Here is a 16,160-nt window from a genome sequence, read left to right on the forward strand (position 1 = left end):
GGGATCGGTTACGGGCTGGCGTCATTCTATTTCAGTTCATAATCCTGGATCAAACTTTCGGTAGGAATTTTTAGTCCGGCATGTAGTTTTCTAATCATGCTTAATGTTAATTTGCGTTTGAAATTGAGCACTTCAGATACACGGCCAGATTGTCCAATATAGGGTATTAAATCTTTATTCTTCAGGTCGTATTGCTCCATACGGAAGCGAATGGCTTCCACAGGGTTGGGTGCATCGACAGGGTAATGTTGTGCCTCATATTTCTCAATTAATGTTACGAGTATATCAAGCTTATCGCCTGCCGCCGTATCAAGACTGGCATCCATTAAATCATTAACCTGTGCAAGGGCGGCATTATAGTCTGCTTCACATTTAATGGGTGTGATATTCATTATATGGTCTCCACATTGATAGTATCGTATTGCTGATGAGTGCCCACAAAGCGTATGTAGACGACGCGGCTATCCTTGAGAATACTTGCATTGCGGAATTGTGCTTTAACCTGTTGAGGTGTTTCCCAGTTGGCTTCAGTAACCTCTTTATGCCAGGCTGCCAATGGGGCTTGAGCGTCGGCATATTCAGGATGTGACTGCCAGAACTCACGCAGTGTCCGTTTTGCGATGATTCTCATCATCCCATTATGGGAGTTTTTTTGTAAAGTCAATACTTACTTATAGAATTAATACACACTTGGTGATAACCGATTTTATTATCAGCATCCCGGCCTGATTTAATTTGTGCCTAAATATGTATCGTTCACCTTGATTTTTACCATTTATAAGTTACAATGTAACATGTAAACAGTAAAAAGGAGGTGTGTCATGTGTCCAGTGGTTAGAATACCGGAACAGACCTATAAACGTTTAGAACAGCATGCGGAGGGTTTTGATAGCCCGGCAAGGGTGGTTGAGCGTCTGCTGAATCACTTTGAGGGTGTTGAGGATGTGCTGTCTGATAAGTTATCGAGTCGTGCTGCAAAAAGGAGGCCGCGTGAGAAATATTCCTTTAATAAGCAGGTGCTTGGAAAAGGCAGGATGGTCTTAGCCGTGGTGAAGGCATACCAGGTGGATCACCCGGATGCATCATTTGCAGATTTAATTAATGTTTTCCCTGAGGGGCTTCAAGGGTCAATGGGAGTTTTCAGCGAGCAGGCCAAGGCGCAGGAGATCTTTGAGCGAACAGGACATAAGCGACATTTTATCAAGGATGCTGAGCTTATTAAGTTATCCGATGGTGTGATTGCGGTGAGTACAGAATGGGGTGCGGGTAATATTGAGGCCTTTATTCAGAATGCGGCATCATTAGGTTATGTGGTATCTTTGTTAAATGATTAGGAACTCTCAGATTAATTATATGAATGCAAGATGGCTTTATGTTTTTTTCATCATAAACAGTTTGTTTTTTTCAGTGGCACTAAAGGCGCAGGAAAAAATAACAGCTCAGCAGGCGAGTGTTTTTGATTATTCACAGGTCAGGACTGTTGCTGAAAAGAAACGGATTTTTTTCAGCATTCTGCGTCCGATTATATTAAGTGAGCTTCAGCTTATTGCTGAAAAACGTCAGCGCATTATTCGGGCACGGGATAAGGGTGATGATATTTTATGGATAAAGCAGTTGGCGACTGAGTACAAGATTCAATGGGATGATAGCAACCCGGACTGGGATCAATTGCTGCTTCGTGTCGATGGTCTGCCGGTGGATCTGATTATGGTGCAGGCGGCGAATGAATCGGCTTGGGGGCTGTCTCGTTTTGCGCGGCAGGGTAATAACCTGTTTGGTCAATGGTGTTTCAGTAAGGGTTGTGGTCTAGTGCCGGGGCAGCGTACGGAAGGCGCGCGCCATGAGGTTAGACGTTTTTCCAGTATCAATGAATCCATTACCAGTTATGTTCACAACATTAATACATTTGGTGCCTATCGGGAGTTGCGTAATCTTCGTGGGCAATTACGCGAGCAGGATAAACCACTGGATGCTATTTTTCTTGCACAGGGATTAAAACAGTATTCCAGTCGGGGTATGGCCTATGTTGAAGAGATTCAATCAATGATAAGGAGTATGAGGTAATCTTATAGATGGATTCCCGCCTGCGCGGGAATGACAGAGGTTCGGCGGTTTAAGGTAGGGTGCGTATTACGCACCACAGGGCTAATTATTTTTCTTCATCCCAGGTATATAAAAACAGTACTGCCACTCCTAACCCTCCGAGTACCCAGGATAATAGCGGCACACCTGCGATCATGCGAGGTGAATAACCATCGAGTCCAAAGATCAGTGCGGCACTGATAATCAGGCCGGTTCCCAGTATGCTGGAGATGGTGCGTTTATTGGATCGTTTGATCTCGTTACGCAGTTCTCTAATTTGCTGATCGGCATCTTCGAGTTGTTCGGATAACTTGGCAGAATTTTCCAGGCTCTGGTGTACTAACATGGGTATTTTAGGTAATAGATCGCGCAACTCGGGCAGGTTCTTTGTTACATCCTTGAATATGCTGCTCACACTATTGCGTTGATACATCCATTTTTCCAGGAAGGGCTTTGCGGTTTGCCACAGGTCAAGATCGGGATAGAGTTGGCGGCCCAGGCCTTCGATATTGAGCAGGGTCTTTTGTAGCAGTACCAGTTGAGGTTGTACCTCCATATCGAAGCGGCGTGCAGTCTGGAACAGACGTAATAATAATTGGCCGAAGGAGATGTCTTTTAGCGGTCGTTCAAAAATAGGTTCACATACGGTGCGAATGGCGGCTTCGAATGCTTCGATGCGTGTGCCCTTGGGCACCCAGCCGGATTCCACATGAAGCTCGGCTACTCGTTTATAATCACGCTGGAAAAAGGCAAGGAAATTACCTGCCAGGTATTGTTGATCCTCATCACTGAGTGAGCCGACAATGCCGAAGTCGATAGCGATGTATTGTCCCTGCGGGGAGACAAATATATTACCGGGGTGCATATCGGCATGGAAGAAATTATGCTGGAACACCTGGGTAAAAAATATCTCTACACCTTGTTCGGACAGACGTTTCAGATCGATGCCATTGTCTTTCAGTGCGCTGATATTACTAACGGGGGTACCATAGATACGTTCCATGATGATGACGTTGGGTTTACAGTAAGGCCAGTAGATCTCGGGCACATAGAGAAGGTCTGAATCAGAAAAGTTACGGTATAACTGTGAGGCATTGGCTGCTTCACGCATTAGATCCAGTTCATCAAAGATGGTGCGTTTGAATTCCTCAACAACCTCGCAGGGGTGCAGACGTTTGCCATCTTTCCAGTAGTGTTCGGCTAATTTGGCGATATACCCCAGCAGGTTAACATCCTTACGAATAATGTTTTCAATACCAGGGCGCAACACCTTAACCACGACATCACTGCCATCGGGCAGGGTTGCACTATGTACTTGTGCCACCGAGGCAGAGGCGAGTGGTGTTTCATCAAAATGATCAAAGAGCTCACTGATGGGTTTCTTGTAGGCCTTTTCGATAATTGCAATGGCTTGTTGGGATGGAAAAGGGGGGACGCGATCTTGCAGATGGGCGAGTTCATCGGCGATATCGTTAGGCAATAGGTCACGTCGGGTTGAAAGAATCTGACCAAATTTTATAAAGATGGGGCCGAGTTCAATCAGTGCCTCACGGATGCGTTGGCCTCTTGGTTTGCGTTTGCGTTTGATCCAGTTCCAGGGAGCTAGATAAAGTATAAAATGAAACGGTCTGAACAAGTGTGTTGCTAGCACGATCTCATCCAGTCCATGTTTAGCCAAAACATAGTTGATGTGTAATAGACGTGCCAGTTGTTTCGGGGATATCATTAATCGCTTACTCTGATTTCTCTTTTGCCCATTGTTGCAGACGTTTTATTCTTGCTTCGAGCCGATCACTATCATAACGTAACTGGTCGACATCGTTATAAAAGTTTTCCAGTTGAATGGCGGTTGGCAAAATTCTTTTTTCTTCCTGTAGATATTCTGTCAGGTCTTGTCCAAGTATCTTGGCACTTTGTTGGGTATAAGCCTTTGCCTTGCGGGTATTTCTCACTATCTGATGGGCGGCAATATCACCTGTAACACGTGAGAGCAGGTCTTCCCAGTCGATCTCAATAGCGTTTAATATATCGCGGAATTGTCGCCCGGTTTCCAGGTCGCCGCGCATCTCGATATTGGTGGAAAACAGGCTGCTCTTGTCCGATCCATGAATGCTTAAGTGTAACAGGTCAAACAGACTACAATAGATGCGGGTATCTGGTTTGTCTTCGTAGCTGGATAGTATCTGGATCTTGCTGTCGGTTGGCAGGAAATAAAATTTAATATCGGGGGTGGTGATGTTTAGCAGGATAACCTTGTCTTCTAATTGTTGCAGTTGACTCGCAATCTCGGGATCAAGTCCTAATACGGTATTGATCGCGGTTTCGAGGCTGGCAGCAAGTAGAATGGAATTCATAATGAGCTATTGGATTAAAGCTTGTATCCCCGGTGTAGGGCAACAATGCCGCCACTAAGGTTAAAGAATTCACAACGCTCAAAGCCGGCATTCTCCATCATTTCCTTGAGTTCTTCCTGCGGTGGGTGCATGCGGATGGATTCCGCTAGATAGCGGTAGCTTTCTTCATCATTGGCAATAAGCTTGCCCATGAAGGGCAGGATCTTGAAGGAATAAAAATCATAAAATGGTTTCAGTCCAGGGGTAACGGGTTTGGAAAACTCAAGTACCAGTAGTTTACCCCCCGGCTTGAGGATACGCTGCATGGAACGCAATGCCTTATCTTTATCGGTGACATTGCGTAGACCAAAGGCCATGGTAATACAATCGAAATAATCATCCGGAAAAGGAAGTTCTTCGGCATTGGCTTGCACATAATGAATATTGCCACTCACACCCTGGTTTAACATTCGGCTTCTGCCTTCTGCAACCATAGAGGCATTGATGTCGGCAAGAATAATCTCGCCTTCAGCACCCACCATTCTTGACATGCGCCCAGCAAGGTCACCCGTGCCACCGGCCAGATCGAGCACCTTGTGACCCTTGCGTACACCACTCAGGTCGAGGGTGTAACGCTTCCATAGACGATGGATGCCGAGTGACATGACATCATTCATAATGTCGTAGTTACTGGCGACGGAATCAAAGACCTTGGCGACCTTGCGTGCCTTTTCCTTGACAGGAACCTGTTGAAAGCCAAAGTGTGTCTTTTTTTCTTCCATCGTTATTGTCCGGATTGCTGTGCTTAGGCGTCGTTGGGTATTTTGTGCCCAGCCTCTTTGAGTTGTTGCAGGTACTCAGCCCAGTATTTGTCGTGGTTGCTGGCTAAATCATACAGCGTCGTCCAGGAATAGATACCGGTATTGTGATTGTCATCAAAATGTAGCTGTATGGCATAGTTGCCTACGCTATCGATCTTGTCGATGGCGACATCCGCCTTGCCAATTTGTAGTGTGCCTTGACCGGGGCCATGGCCCTGTACTTCGGCGGAGGGAGAATTGATCCGCAGATATTCACTGGTCAGGGTGAATTTCTCACCATTACCAAAGGTAAGGTCGAGGGTACGAGCCTTTTTGTTTAACTTGATTTCGGTTATATGGATACTCATTGTTTAGTCCTCTAATGTGCAGGGAGAGTCTCTGATTCAAGGCTTACGAATCCGAGAAATGAATGGTCTATCTTTATCAGAGACACGCCGTAAATACATCCCTGTAGGCTCGACGCCCGCGTCCATGCGGGCGACGGTCTCTGCTAAAGACAGACCCTCCATGTCTCTCGCAGTTAATGTATTCATCGGCGCCTTTTCTATAAAATATATCGACTAAGATCTTCATCCTGCGCCAGATCGCTCAGGTTTTTATCGACATAGATCTCATTAATTAATAAGGTGTCACCAGAACGATCGGATGCCTCGTAAGAGATGCCTTCTAACAGACGTTCCATAATGGTATGCAGACGACGGGCACCAATATTCTCGGTACGCTCATTAATATCAAAGGCGACACTGGCAATACGTTGGATGCCGCTATCATCAAATTCGAGATTGACCCCTTCGGTCTTTAACAAGGCACTATACTGTTCGGTGAGTGAGGCATCGGGTTCGGTTAGAATTCGTGCAAACTCTTCGGCACCGAGGGCATTGAGTTCGACCCGAATCGGCAGGCGACCCTGTAGTTCGGGAATCAGATCCGAAGGCTTGGATAAATGAAAGGCACCGGATGCGATGAACAGGATATGATCGGTCTTGACCATGCCATGTTTGGTGGAGATGGTGCAGCCTTCAACTAAGGGCAGCAAGTCGCGTTGTACGCCTTCACGCGAGACATCGGGGCCGCGACCTTCCGAGCGTTGGGTTACTTTGTCAATCTCATCGAGAAATACGATACCATTTTGTTCGGCAATCTCAACAGCGCGTAGTTTGAGATCATCCTCGTCAACGAGTTTGGCTGCCTCTTCATCCTGCAAGATCTTCCAGGCATCCTTGACCTTGAGTTTACGGCTGCGAGTCTTGCCACCCGACATATTCTGGAACATGCCTTGTAACTGGTTGGTCATTTCTTCCATGCCGGGGGGTGCCATGATCTCAACCCCCATGCTGACACTCTCAACATCAATACTGACATCTTTATCATCCAGCTTGCCTTCGCGTAGCATCTTGCGTAGTTTTTGTCGGGTATCCTGACCACTCTCCTGATCTTCGGCCGCCTTGCTTTCTTTGGGTTGTGGAAACAGGGCATCCAGTAAACGATCTTCAGACGCATCAGCGGCGCGATGTTTAACCTTTTCCATTTCCTGTTCACGAATCATTTTGATGGACATATCCACCAGGTCACGAATAATGGATTCAACATCACGCCCGACATAACCCACCTCGGTGAACTTGGTCGCCTCAACCTTGATGAAGGGGGCGTTCGCCAGTCTTGCCAGTCGGCGGGCAATCTCGGTTTTACCGACCCCGGTGGGGCCAATCATAAGAATGTTTTTGGGTGTGATTTCGTTACGCAGGGATTCATCCACCTGCATCCGCCGCCAGCGATTTCTGAGCGCAATGGCAACGGCACGTTTGGCCTCATTCTGGCCAATAATGTGTTTATCGAGTTCCTGAACTATTTCTCTGGGTGTCATTTCAGACATGGATACTAACCTGCTTTGTTGTGTTGGGTGATGGACTGAATTAAATATCCAGCTCTTCAATAGTAAGATTGTGATTGGTGTAGATACAGATGTCACCGGCAATATGGAGCGAGGCCTCAACAATGTCGCGTGCGCTCATCTCGGTATTCTCTAGTAGTGCCCGGGCAGCGGATTGTGCAAACGGGCCACCTGAGCCAATGGCGATTAGGCCTTGTTCGGGTTCGATAACATCACCATTGCCGGTAATAATCAATGAGGTGGTTTTATCCGCAACGGCAAGTAACGCCTCCAGCTTGCGTAGCATACGATCAGTGCGCCAGTCTTTGGCGAGCTCTACCGCAGCACGGGTAAGATTACCGTGATGCTTTTCCAGTTTGGCCTCAAAGCGTTCAAACAGGGTAAAGGCATCGGCAGTACCGCCAGCAAAACCGGCAATGATCTGATCCTTGTACAGGCGGCGTACCTTGCGTGCATTACCCTTCATAACGGTATTGCCCAGGGAAACCTGGCCGTCGCCACCAATAACAACCTGATCCCCTCTGCGTACAGAAAGTATGGTTGTGCCTCTATATTGTTCCACGCATTAATCTCCTCATATCGGGGACGCTATTCTACACGAAATCACACTAAAAGGATTAGCTACGGTGTGTCGGGTTATTTTTTCCGTGCCCGTGGATGCGCCTGATCGTAGCTTTGTGCCAGATGTTGAAAATTGAGGTGGGTATAGATCTGGGTGGTATTGATATTGCTATGACCGAGCAGTTCCTGTACTGCACGCAGGTCACCAGAGGATTCGAGCAGGTGGCTGGCAAAGGAGTGACGCAGCATGTGCGGGTGTATTTTTCCTGTAAGTCCTTGTTTCCTTGATAATATTTTTATCCGTTCCTGTATGGATCGGTGGCTGAGTCGATTACCATTGCGGGCAACAAAGAGGGCATTATTATCTGTGTTGGCATATTGAGCCCTGAGTTTAAGCCAGTTTTTCAGTGCTGTTTGTGCCATGCGGCCAATCGGTAGGATGCGTGTCTTTGAGCCCTTGCCCAGTACCTTTACCAGACCCTGTGACAGGTCAATATCATTGAGATCGAGGTTGGCAAGCTCGGCCAGTCGCAGGCCAGAGGAGTAAAAGAGTTCTATTAAGGTAATATCCCTGGTTACCAGCGGTTTATTTGATGAGTTTTGAAGCAATTGTTGCATCTGATCAACACTCAGGGTATCGGGCAGGTGATGCCCAGTTTTGGGTGCGCGGATGCCTTGTGCCGGGTTGTATTTTATCTGACCTTCACGTATCAGATAATTAAAAAAACTACGCAGAGCGGATAGTTTGCGTTGGATACTGCGTCCGCCCAGACCATTCCGGTGTTGTTGAGCCATTAAGTGACGAACATGATGGTTACGCCATTGTTGCCAGTCAGACGGGAGGGCTTCCTGGCTATCCCGGCGCAGGGTATGGATATCTCTTTGATAATTACTAATAGTGTGGGGTGATAAACGTCGTTCATTCTCCATATAGGACAGAAATGCGGTTATCCAGGGGTCTTCGGGGCGTATGGGCGCGGCTGGCATAGGCGTTTATGAGGCCACTACTGTGCTAATAACCTTTTCGGTTAATTTTGCTAGATAGTGTAGAAAGTGTACGTCCATATCACTATGAAAGCGTTCCTTGTCGCAGCTACCCAGGCTTAACAGGCCGGGTTTTCCGTTATCATTGAGTGGAATTAGTGCGGCTGATTTTATAGGGTTGTCTTGTTTATCAAATAGATAGTCGTTCTGTATGGGGGCTAGTGCAATACAACGTGGTTGATCACCCAGTAGTTTACCCAGGTTCATTTCATTGAACTCATCGAGATTATAGACCTTGATTGATGCGGGTAAATCCTTCGTGCCAATATCAGCATCCAGATGCAGGCTGATGACATCGACCTGAAAGCCATGGCATAGACTGTCATGCAGGCTGGAATAGAGCGCCTTCAGATTAGTGATACCGATCATCTGTAAGGATAGTTCCTGTAGACGCTGGCTGATGGCATCATTGTCCTGGCCAATTTGTATTAATTCAGCAAGCTGTTGTTGCGCCTGCTGACTTTTTTTGCGTAACAGATCGGTTTGTCGCTCAATGAGAGAAATCGCATTACCACATTGATGTGGTATCTGCAGGTCACGGGCAAGATCGGGGTTACGGTTAAAAAAATCAGGGTTTTCAGTAAGATATATTGAAACCTGAGTTTCATCAAGAGGGTTATCAAGGCTCTCTTCGGTATTTTGTATTTGGCTCATAGCTCAATTTGTCCTTCAAAAACGCGAGTGGCGGGGCCACTCATATAGACGGGTTCATGCTCACCCGACCAGTTGATTATAAGATCTCCCCCGCGCAATGAAACCCGTACTTCGGATTCCAGTTTGCCGAGTAGTCGTCCCCATACCACGGCGGCGCAGGCTCCGGTGCCACAGGCCAAGGTCTCGCCTGCGCCACGTTCATAGACGCGTAAACGGATATGAGATGGTGTGATAACCTGCATAAATCCGGCATTGACGTGTTGTGGAAAGGCAAGGTGAGACTCGATCAGTGACCCGAGTCGTTCCACAGGTGTTGTGTCAATATCATCGACCAAGGTGACTGCATGGGGGTTACCCATGGAGACAACACCCATGATAATGGTTGGATTGGTGCCCTCCAGTGGGTATTGGATAGCTTGTTTTGATACCTTGAAGGGTATCTTGTCAGGCTCAAGTTGGGGAATACCCATGTTGACGCGAATAAGCCCGTTTGATGAGCGCTGTATCTCTATTATGCCACCTGATGTCTCTACCTTAAGGTTATCTGATGAACTTAAACCCTTTTCATGCACAAACAGGCTAAAACATCTTGCGCCATTCCCACATTGCTCAACCTCGCCACCGTCGGCATTAAAGATACGGTAGCGAAAATCAAGTGCGGTATTGTGGGGGCGTTCAACTAACAGCAACTGGTCACAACCCACACCGGTATGGCGGTTGGCAATAGTGCGAATCTGTTGAGGATCAAGGGTAATATCCTGATTAATAGCATCAATGACGATAAAATCATTGCCTAATCCATGCATCTTGGTGAATTCAAATCTCATTGGGATCGGTTTACTTTAAGTGTCCTGACGACTAAACTATACATTAGTTGTAGTGTACAACTGCGGAGGGGTTTATTAAAGATCTTCCTTTTTTTGCCGTAACTTAATGGAATGGTTACGTGGTTTGGAGTTTATGGTGTTTAAGCATATTTTAAAAAAGACAGGTTTGGTGTTTTTGAGCCTGATTTTCATGGGAGCCGTTCAGGCAACCCAGTATACCAATGTGATGAATCAATCGAATGCCCTTGCCGATGATGTCGATTATCTGTCGGTTACGATGAATGAGCGTTGGGATGGGTCGAATTATGCGGTGGATCTCCTGATTGAAACCCTTGCTGCGCTGGATAATATTGCAGGTTCCAATTATGGCATACAGGCGTTTGGTTTTAATCTGCCAGGCATTGATGATTTGTCTTCTCGTTTCGGTGGTGGGGGTGATGGTAAGCATCATGGTAAGCACGGTGCTCATCATAACACTGGCACTACAGGCAGTAGTTTTATCACTGGCCTGCCATCGGGGTGGGGTATTAAAGAAGACAGTAACATGAGTGAGTTTGGTGATTTTGATATCCGTGTTGCGGGAAAGGGCAGTTCACGTACGCGCCAACTTAGTTTTACTATTAATGGTGTGCAAATGAAGGATGTGGATATCTACTTCTTTGCTGCCCATGTCGCTGGTTTTAATGCTATTAAACAAGAGGGGCATCATAAGGATAAGATTACTAGTGCCTTTTTTGGTAATGATGAGCCCAGGATTCATGCGGTGCCACTGCCGGCCAGTATCTGGTTGTTTGGTGCCGGCCTGATGGGTATCGTCGGTGTGGCCAGACGTCGTCAACTCAGTCAGGCAAAATAGTTTCACCCTCAAAAAGATCTCTGATCGTTTCTCGTTTGCGGATCAGGTAGGCCTGATCGTTATCGACCATTACCTCAGCAACACGGGGTCTTGAGTTGTAATTTGAACTCATGGTAAAGCCATAGGCACCCGCTGAATATATGGCTAGTCGATCTCCTTCCGTTATGCTCAGCGTTCGTTGTTTGCCAAGAAAATCACCACTCTCACAGATGGGCCCAACAATATCATAGGTTTTTTCATTAGCCGATGAATGCTTACTAATGGCCTTTATATCTTGCCATGCTTGATATAGCGCGGGGCGTAATAGATCATTCATGGCGGCATCAATAATGGCAAAATTACAATACGTTGTGCATTTGATGTATTCAACGGTAGTTAGCAATATGCCTGCATTACCTACAATCGAACGGCCTGGTTCAAGGATAAGTTCCAGTGGGCTGTCGCTAAGTTGTTGTAGTAACGGCTGGATATATTCCATGGGTGAAGGGGGTGTTTCATTGTTATAGCAGATGCCCAGACCACCACCCATATCAATATGCTGAATGAGGATATTGTTTTCTTTTAATTCATCGACAAGTGATAAGACACGATTGAAGGCATCTTGAAAGGGTGCGGGTTCGGTAATCTGTGAGCCAATATGGCAATCAATGCCGACAATATCCAGGTTGTTCATACGTGAGGCTTCAACATAAATTGATAGTGCATCATTGATATCAATGCCAAATTTATTTTCTTTTAAACCAGTGGATATATAAGGGTGTGTTTTAGGGTCAACATCGGGGTTGACGCGTATGGAAACGGGTGCCTTACGATTTAGTGATGCAGCAATATGGTTGATGCGTTCAAGCTCTGCTTCTGATTCAACATTGAAGCAGCGAATACCAACCTCTAATGCCCGTTTTATTTCATGCGATTGTTTACCGACACCTGAGAAAATGATCTTTCCGGCTTTACCACCTGCAGCAAGTACGCGTTCAATCTCGCCAATAGAGACAACATCAAAACCGGAGCCTTTTTTTGCCAGCAGGTTAAGAATGGCAATATTGGAGTTTGCCTTAACGGAATAACATATTAGATGTGGATGTGATTGCAGTGCATCTTCGTAGGACTGCCATTGTGTCTCTATGGCTGACTTTGAATAGACGTAGCAGGGCGTTCCAAATTGGTCAGCAATAGATGCTGTGGAAACGTTTTCGGCATAGAGTGTATTATTGCGGTGTTTGAAGTATTGCATAGCTTTATGGGTTTGTTGTTTGTTGGGTAGAGTCGGGTAGATAGAGATTGCCTTTTTGCCCGCAGCCAGTAAAGAAAATGGAGGTCATTATTAGTAGAGTGACTAATAAAGGTGTTGTCCTTTTTTGCATGTGGGTAGTCTCGTCTGGATAATGATTTGTTTATCAGTATACAATAAACCTGATTTTTTTTTATAGATAAAGTATTTTTCAAATAAAACATGTTCTTTGTGGAGTGGGTCCCTGTCTCTTGTAGTTAATTAGAGTTTCAAGGTAGGGTGCGTGCTACGCACCAATAAAGATCCCCGCATAGGCGAGGATGACAGGTTAGAGGGTATTTATGAATGCAGTTGAGATTAATCCAGCAGGCAAGGTGCGTGCGAGTGTTATCTGGTTACATGGTCTGGGTGCGGATGGCCATGACTTTGAGGGTTTGATACCGGAGCTTGGTTTAACCGAGCGGGGTGTGCGGGTGGTATTGCCCCATGCTGATGTCCGTCCGATGACTTTGAATGGTGGTGCGGTAATGAGAGCCTGGTATGACCTTTATGGTCTGGATTCAAATGCAGTGGAAGATATTGAGGGGATACGTGCGTCCAGTCGGCAGTTGGTGGAGTGGATTGATAATGAAAGAGAGCGGTTTGATCTTTCTGCTGAGCAAGTAGTGGTCGCCGGTTTTTCTCAGGGGGGAGCCCTTGCCTTACATGCCGGGTTGGGATACGCAGAGTCCCTGGCCGGTATTCTTGCGCTATCGACCTATCTACCTGATGCGGAAGGTATTGCGGTAGAGGGTTTAAAAAAGAACATTAATGTACCCTTGTTGATGGCGCATGGTATGCATGATGATGTGATCTTAGTAGATATTGCCAGGCAGGTGAGGCAGTATTTAAAGAGCCTGGGTTATGCTGTGGAGTGGAAGGAATATGATATGGCACATGCCGTATCGTTGGCAGAGATTATGGATATTCGTAATTGGTTTAATAAGGTTTTACAGCTTATTTAGCGCCTGATTAAGCATGTTCTCAATGCGTTTTTTATAGTTCAGGTAATGTACGGTTTGCAATGGGGTCTTTGATTCTTTAGCCAAGGCAGTGTTTGATATATCTATGTCAGTAATATGAATAGGGTAGGGTTGGCCGCCACTACGCAGGCCTAATACATATTGGGCGACACTGTTAAAAAGCTGGTCACCATGTTCGATATTGGAGAATTCCTTTTTATTGCAGTACAAGGTGAAACTGGTTTGACCATCATCCTGGGCATCGCTGATGACCTGGATATCAAGGAAGTTTTTAGACAGGCGTTTGTGATTAAATTTCTGAACCTTGACGTTGATTTTATTCTTTGTATTAACACTAACCTGGTAAAAACCAGGTTCTGTTATGGGTGGTGGGTTTGAGTCCAATTGATTTAAAAAGCTTCGTCGATTATTGATATTGCTTAAAAAACGATAGAGTTGCCCTAGCAGACTTGAGTGATCATGGAAGGGAATCTTCTGATGAAATAATGAACCCTTTTCATCAAGTATATAGACCTGTGCATAATCCTTGATCAGTTGGTAAAAAACTTGTGTATGATCGGCTTGATTTAAGGCAAAAATCTTGGGTAAAGGCGTGTCTTGTAGGATATAACGATCAATAATTATGGGGCTAAAGACCTCTTGTGGTTTTGATAGATGTTCCAGCAGGGCATTGAATGATCCTGAATGTGTGTATTGTAGCAAGTTGTTTTCAGGCTGTAATATGTAATAGATTTTACCTGCTTGATAGATATATCTTGCCTGTGGTTTTTTATCTTCTTGATAATAACTTTTGATGATTTCCTTGAATAACAAGGTTACTCGTTTGGCGATATCATTGCCTCTCTTGGAAGAGAAGCTATAGCAAGAGGGCGTGCAGGGAATATTGTCTTCAGTCGTTGGGTACCTTGAAAATGAGTCGCAGATACATCGAGCCAGGGCATGGTAACTTTCATATTTTACAGCGAGTACCTCTTGCCATGAAGTGACTAATACCTGCTCGAAGGTGAGTGCCAGGTTTTCATAGCGGCTGCCAAAATTCAGCGAATCAGTTCTGTCCGAGATTAAAACGACACCCTTTTTAGTGAACGAGTGCATGGGATCCAGGCCAACATTAATAAAGATTCCATTCTTGTAAAGATGTGCCGGTCTTGCCAGGTTTTCCATATCAATGGGGGGGATTTTAGCCTTGGGAAAAAGATGTTCAAGGCCATCGATAATTGCCTGTAGCTCGTGAGTATCCATGGTGCAATCATCAGGTTTTAGACTGACCATGGTTGCCTTGGGATTAAGCACGCGGTTGAAATAACACCATGCTAGTATCTCCAGCAGGTTACGTGTGCGTTTTAGTGGTGACATTATGCTGTCAGCGATGGATGGAACGTAGCCTTGATACAAGGCCCAGCCGTCATGTGATTTGTGTTGAATCTCATGGATGGATAGCCGCTCTTCTGACAGGTCAATCTCGGCACTGGGGTTGACGATTTCAATCTTGCCAGCCTTGCGTTCAAAGGCACTATAGAGACGACGACCTAACAGGTTAATCTCTTCCGGACCAATGGTGAGTTCGTCGGCATGTTCACGCGCAAATGCAGACAGGAGTTGATAGCTCTGGGTGAGTGAGCTGATCATTGAGTTGCGTTCTTCGATGACCTGTTGAATCTTCCATGAAGAACGCTGATCAAGAATTACAAACTGTGATGCCCCCCAGCCCCATTGGCCGGCGATCTTTTTGATCGCCTTGTGTTGCCAGGTCTTGTTGAGGGTTGTTTTGCTGAGTTGGCGGTCAACCTTGTAATAAAAGCAACGCCTGGCCAGTTCGACGCGATCATGATCACCTTGTTCCTTCAGATATTGTTCGGTTTTTTCTTCCATCAAGACGTAGGGGTCAAGGCGATTGATATCTATCTCACCTTCATAAACGGCTTTTTTATAGGATAGACTTAGCAGGTCAACCTTGGGGTAGGCGTTGGCATAGGTCTCCATCAGCATGATTTTTAATACGGCTTTGTGTGGCGAATCGATACCTTTATGCAATTGCCAGAGGGCGGCACCAAAAAACTCACCTACCGGGAATGCCCCTAGATCACCAAAATCAACAAATTCATCGAGTTCAATAAGGCGCTTTTCGATTAATTCCTGTTTGTATTCTTCATATTGTTCCTCATATTCAGCAGGGATCATTTGCCATATAGGAGGGTTTCCGGCGATTAACAGGCCGGTTCGATAAAATTCATCCAGTAGTAGGTGATATTGTGCTGTGCCACTACTATCCTCGGATAGTGCGCTGAGCTCACCGCGACGGAATTCTTCATCACTCATAATAAAGAAATGGGTCTCCAGGCGCAGTGTTGTAGCCCACTCCTCAATATCATCAGCTTTACGTTGTAGCTCTTTGCGTTGACCGGGATCAATATCCGCATTGATGCAGATCCATACATCAAAGTCACTTTTTTTGGTGTATGCAATCGTTCCACTGCTACCCATAAGGTAGATCGCCAGGATGTCATAGCTGTTTTTCAGTTTGTTATTGTATTTGAATCCACGGGCTATTTTTTTAGCGACCTGTATGGAGTTTTTGTCAGGGGTGTAGAGGGGGATGCCATTAATAGTGTCATCAGACTGGTAACCGGGTAACAGGGTATGATTGGTATGAAATAACAGGGGCAATAAATCAATAAAGGCACGTTGTCGTTCACCGATGGCCTCTCGCGTGCGTAGTAGTCGCTCATGATTGATGCCTTTGAAACGACGACTTATACGTTGGATCTTTTCGGCATCAACAGGGAACTTGCCCTTTTTTTCAGGGGTTTTTTTTACGGTAGCCATTAACACGTACTA

General features: G+C 45.8%; 19 protein-coding genes. 5 read left to right on the forward strand and 14 right to left on the reverse strand.

Features of this window, described 5'->3' with window-relative positions:
- Positions 1–26 precede the first annotated feature (26 nt).
- Complete coding sequence (locus tag GXP22_10060) at positions 27–392, reverse strand: DNA-binding protein (protein ID NOX09809.1); 366 nt, start codon at positions 390–392, stop codon at positions 27–29.
- Positions 392–631, reverse strand: coding sequence for a type II toxin-antitoxin system HigB family toxin (locus GXP22_10065; protein NOX09810.1), 240 nt, complete (start codon positions 629–631; stop codon positions 392–394). The genes GXP22_10060 and GXP22_10065 overlap by 1 nt, the downstream gene beginning before the upstream one ends.
- Before the next feature lie 190 nt (positions 632–821).
- Here GXP22_10065 and GXP22_10070 point away from each other — a divergent pair, with 190 nt between their 5' ends.
- The gene (locus GXP22_10070; protein NOX09811.1) at positions 822–1,334 is read left to right on the forward strand and encodes a hypothetical protein; all 513 of its coding nucleotides are present in this window, start codon (positions 822–824) and stop codon (positions 1,332–1,334) included.
- Between the two features lie 19 nt (positions 1,335–1,353).
- The gene (locus tag GXP22_10075) at positions 1,354–2,064 is read left to right on the forward strand and encodes a flagellar biosynthesis protein FlgJ (protein NOX09812.1); all 711 of its coding nucleotides are present in this window, start codon (positions 1,354–1,356) and stop codon (positions 2,062–2,064) included.
- Between the two features lie 85 nt (positions 2,065–2,149).
- On the opposite strand, the gene ubiB is transcribed toward GXP22_10075, so the two are convergent.
- Genes ubiB through GXP22_10095 form a run of 4 tightly spaced genes read right to left on the reverse strand, consistent with a single transcriptional unit; the run spans position 2,150 to position 5,583 of the window.
- Complete coding sequence (gene ubiB / locus GXP22_10080; GenBank protein NOX09813.1) at positions 2,150–3,808, reverse strand: ubiquinone biosynthesis regulatory protein kinase UbiB; 1,659 nt, start codon at positions 3,806–3,808, stop codon at positions 2,150–2,152.
- A gap of 7 nt (positions 3,809–3,815) precedes the next feature.
- A complete protein-coding gene (locus tag GXP22_10085; protein NOX09814.1) occupies positions 3,816–4,436 on the reverse strand; it encodes a Sterol-binding domain protein in 621 nt (206 codons plus the stop codon).
- A 14-nt stretch (positions 4,437–4,450) separates the two neighbouring features.
- On the reverse strand, positions 4,451–5,197 hold the full coding sequence (gene ubiE, locus GXP22_10090; GenBank protein NOX09815.1) for a bifunctional demethylmenaquinone methyltransferase/2-methoxy-6-polyprenyl-1,4-benzoquinol methylase UbiE: 747 nt from the start codon (positions 5,195–5,197) through the stop codon (positions 4,451–4,453).
- Positions 5,198–5,220: 23 nt separating this feature from the next.
- Entirely contained in the window at positions 5,221–5,583 is a 363-nt protein-coding gene (locus tag GXP22_10095) for a DUF971 domain-containing protein (GenBank protein ID NOX09816.1), read from the reverse strand.
- A gap of 58 nt (positions 5,584–5,641) precedes the next feature.
- On the opposite strand from GXP22_10095, the gene GXP22_10100 reads away from it, so the two are divergent.
- The gene (locus GXP22_10100) at positions 5,642–5,800 is read left to right on the forward strand and encodes a hypothetical protein (protein ID NOX09817.1); all 159 of its coding nucleotides are present in this window, start codon (positions 5,642–5,644) and stop codon (positions 5,798–5,800) included.
- Here the strand turns inward: GXP22_10100 and hslU are convergent.
- From hslU to dapF, 5 genes are all read right to left on the reverse strand, one after another.
- Positions 5,781–7,109, reverse strand: coding sequence for an ATP-dependent protease ATPase subunit HslU (gene hslU, locus GXP22_10105; protein NOX09818.1), 1,329 nt, complete (start codon positions 7,107–7,109; stop codon positions 5,781–5,783). The two genes, GXP22_10100 and hslU, sit on opposite strands and share 20 nt — an antisense overlap.
- A 40-nt stretch (positions 7,110–7,149) precedes the next feature.
- Positions 7,150–7,689 (reverse strand): ATP-dependent protease subunit HslV, encoded by a 540-nt coding sequence (gene hslV, locus GXP22_10110; protein ID NOX09819.1) that lies wholly within the window; start codon positions 7,687–7,689, stop codon positions 7,150–7,152.
- 74 nt (positions 7,690–7,763) lie between these two features.
- Positions 7,764–8,675: a tyrosine recombinase XerC gene (gene xerC / locus GXP22_10115; protein NOX09820.1), complete on the reverse strand. Its 912-nt coding sequence runs from the start codon at positions 8,673–8,675 to the stop codon at positions 7,764–7,766.
- A gap of 6 nt (positions 8,676–8,681) precedes the next feature.
- Positions 8,682–9,386, reverse strand: a complete 705-nt coding sequence (locus GXP22_10120; GenBank protein ID NOX09821.1) for a DUF484 family protein — start codon at positions 9,384–9,386, stop codon at positions 8,682–8,684.
- Positions 9,383–10,213, reverse strand: a complete 831-nt coding sequence (gene dapF, locus GXP22_10125; GenBank protein NOX09822.1) for a diaminopimelate epimerase — start codon at positions 10,211–10,213, stop codon at positions 9,383–9,385. Before dapF ends, GXP22_10120 begins: the two co-directional genes overlap by 4 nt.
- A gap of 175 nt (positions 10,214–10,388) precedes the next feature.
- On the opposite strand from dapF, the gene GXP22_10130 reads away from it, so the two are divergent.
- Positions 10,389–11,069, forward strand: coding sequence for a VPLPA-CTERM sorting domain-containing protein (locus GXP22_10130; protein ID NOX09823.1), 681 nt, complete (start codon positions 10,389–10,391; stop codon positions 11,067–11,069).
- Here the strand turns inward: GXP22_10130 and lysA are convergent.
- Positions 11,053–12,303, reverse strand: a complete 1,251-nt coding sequence (gene lysA, locus GXP22_10135) for a diaminopimelate decarboxylase (GenBank protein ID NOX09824.1) — start codon at positions 12,301–12,303, stop codon at positions 11,053–11,055. The genes GXP22_10130 and lysA overlap by 17 nt on opposite strands.
- A gap of 4 nt (positions 12,304–12,307) precedes the next feature.
- Positions 12,308–12,433, reverse strand: a complete 126-nt coding sequence (locus GXP22_10140) for a lipoprotein (GenBank protein NOX09825.1) — start codon at positions 12,431–12,433, stop codon at positions 12,308–12,310.
- Between the two features lie 208 nt (positions 12,434–12,641).
- Here GXP22_10140 and GXP22_10145 point away from each other — a divergent pair, with 208 nt between their 5' ends.
- On the forward strand, positions 12,642–13,304 hold the full coding sequence (locus tag GXP22_10145) for an alpha/beta fold hydrolase (protein ID NOX09826.1): 663 nt from the start codon (positions 12,642–12,644) through the stop codon (positions 13,302–13,304).
- Here GXP22_10145 and GXP22_10150 read toward each other — a convergent pair.
- On the reverse strand, positions 13,290–16,148 hold the full coding sequence (locus GXP22_10150; GenBank protein ID NOX09827.1) for a class I adenylate cyclase: 2,859 nt from the start codon (positions 16,146–16,148) through the stop codon (positions 13,290–13,292). The genes GXP22_10145 and GXP22_10150 overlap by 15 nt on opposite strands.
- Positions 16,149–16,160: the final 12 nt, after the last annotated feature.

It is taken from the genome of Gammaproteobacteria bacterium (genome assembly GCA_013151035.1).
Classification (GTDB): Bacteria; Pseudomonadota; Gammaproteobacteria; order JAADJB01; family JAADJB01; genus JAADJB01.